This window comes from Gilliamella sp. BG2 (assembly GCF_046635645.1).
Lineage (GTDB): Bacteria > Pseudomonadota > Gammaproteobacteria > Enterobacterales > Orbaceae > Gilliamella > Gilliamella bombi.
In genome coordinates, this window is record NZ_JBIDFF010000066.1 from 1 (window position 1) to 1,744 (window position 1,744).

Sequence of the window (1,744 nt, forward strand, 5' to 3'; positions counted from 1 at the left end):
TGTTCATATTACATTCATTGCACGCCTGTTTAATATGTCCTTGTTCCAACAAATTATCTAAAAGAGGGCAATTTAATAATTATGAATAGAATGGAAATTAAACGCCATGAATTATTTACTCATGTTTCAAATCAGGTTGCTAAAGAAGCACTTGATTTTGGTCTACCAGAAGAAACCGCTTCACAGTTAGGTTGTAATGTGGCAAACGCAATTGCAGAGCTTTTTGGTGGTCAAAATCTTACATTTCCCAAAGACTATGCTTTCAAAATTAGTCAACGAGATGCACAAATTTATCGTGAGTTTAAAGGTAATAACTACCACGAGCTTAGCCGAAAATATCGAATGACAGAGCGAGGTATTCGCAAAGTGATTACAAGAGTAAAACAAAAAATAACGACCCCATTAGCTCAAAAGGACGCTCAAAATGCCCAAACTACGTAATTTTGAAATATTTAAACCTGGTACATTTACCGCAATGGACGGTAGAAAATTCACTTTTACTGAGCAAGATTTGCATGAAATAGCTGACAGCTATGACCCTAATCTTTATCAAGCTAATTTAACGCTTGGGCACCCTAAAAATAATTTACCTGATTTAGGAGCGGTTCATCATGTCTACATGTACCAAGGTAAGTTGTTTGCTTGTGCTGAGTTCGCCGACGAATTAGCCGAGGCAATCCATAAAGGTACTTATAAAAATCGTTCTGCTTCGTTTTACTTACCTCATTCACCTGAAAACCCAGTAAAAGGCAAAAGATACTTACGCCATATTGGCTTTTTAGGTGCTATGCCACCAGCAGTGAAAGGGCTTGCAAGTATTGACTTTTCAGAAAGTGGATTTGAAAGCTCAATCAATTTTGCTTCGAGTGGGGAATTTATTGATTTAACAGATTATCGACATTGTGACACTCAAAACACAATTAAAGTAAGACAAAAAGACGGCACATTCAAAACGGGCTTTATATGGCGCGGTGAGATTTTGTATATCTAATTTATTAAAACTAAATACTATTTTAAGGGTTATTTTTTATGAAACTACTAAAACTAACAGATTTAAGCACTTTAAAAACAACAATAAAGCAATTGCTCGATGTTAAAAAAAATATCACTTCTGATTTAAATAATATTCGGAAAAAAATATCTTCTTTAGAAAAAGAGTACGAAAATCTTTATCGAAAACCACTTAGCCGAAAAGAATCCTTAAAAAAGGATTTGTTAGCTCTTGAGCATCTTCATAAAAAAATGAAACAAGAATTAAAATCAAGTCTTCTAGCAAGAATTGATCAGGTTATTCATCAGGATTATTCTGGATGTAGAGTTGGCAGTTATTTAAATATGTTAAAAGAAGACAATTTAGATACTAGCCTCTTTGAATTAAATTATATTGCATGGGATATCAAAAATAATCTTAAAGCGTTGGTTTTATTTAATTTAGAAGAAGCTAAAAAAGTAATAATTGATATTTACAATTCAATAACAGATGAAGAATGGGCTCGTTCAAAAACCATTAATGATGTTGAAAAATCGGCTAATCGACTTATTGAAATAGAAAAAGAGCTAACTGAGCTTAAAAAATTAGAAGAGCAGATAATCACAGAAGCTCATAGTAATGGTATTGATATTTAATCATTTAAAATTACGTCTAAGGGGTTATTATGCCAAATAAAGATATGAATATTGCAATGAGGTTCACGGCTGACGTGAATCGTGCTAAAAAAAATATTCATGAAGTGGGTGATGAGTT

The 1,744-nt window shown here is 32.8% G+C and carries 3 protein-coding genes; all 3 read left to right on the forward strand.

Annotated features, from left to right (window positions below):
- The first annotated feature begins 81 nt into the window (after window positions 1-81).
- The 3 genes from ACGH6Q_RS12240 to ACGH6Q_RS12250 are packed head-to-tail and all read left to right on the forward strand — an operon-like array spanning window position 82 to window position 1,626.
- Complete coding sequence (locus ACGH6Q_RS12240) at window positions 82-441, forward strand: Mor transcription activator family protein (protein ID WP_411592980.1); 360 nt, start codon at window positions 82-84, stop codon at window positions 439-441.
- Window positions 425-991 (forward strand): hypothetical protein, encoded by a 567-nt coding sequence (locus ACGH6Q_RS12245; RefSeq protein WP_411592981.1) that lies wholly within the window; start codon window positions 425-427, stop codon window positions 989-991. Before ACGH6Q_RS12240 ends, ACGH6Q_RS12245 begins: the two co-directional genes overlap by 17 nt.
- Window positions 992-1,029: 38 nt before the next feature.
- Window positions 1,030-1,626 (forward strand): hypothetical protein, encoded by a 597-nt coding sequence (locus ACGH6Q_RS12250; protein WP_411592982.1) that lies wholly within the window; start codon window positions 1,030-1,032, stop codon window positions 1,624-1,626.
- The last annotated feature ends 118 nt before the right edge of the window (window positions 1,627-1,744 follow it).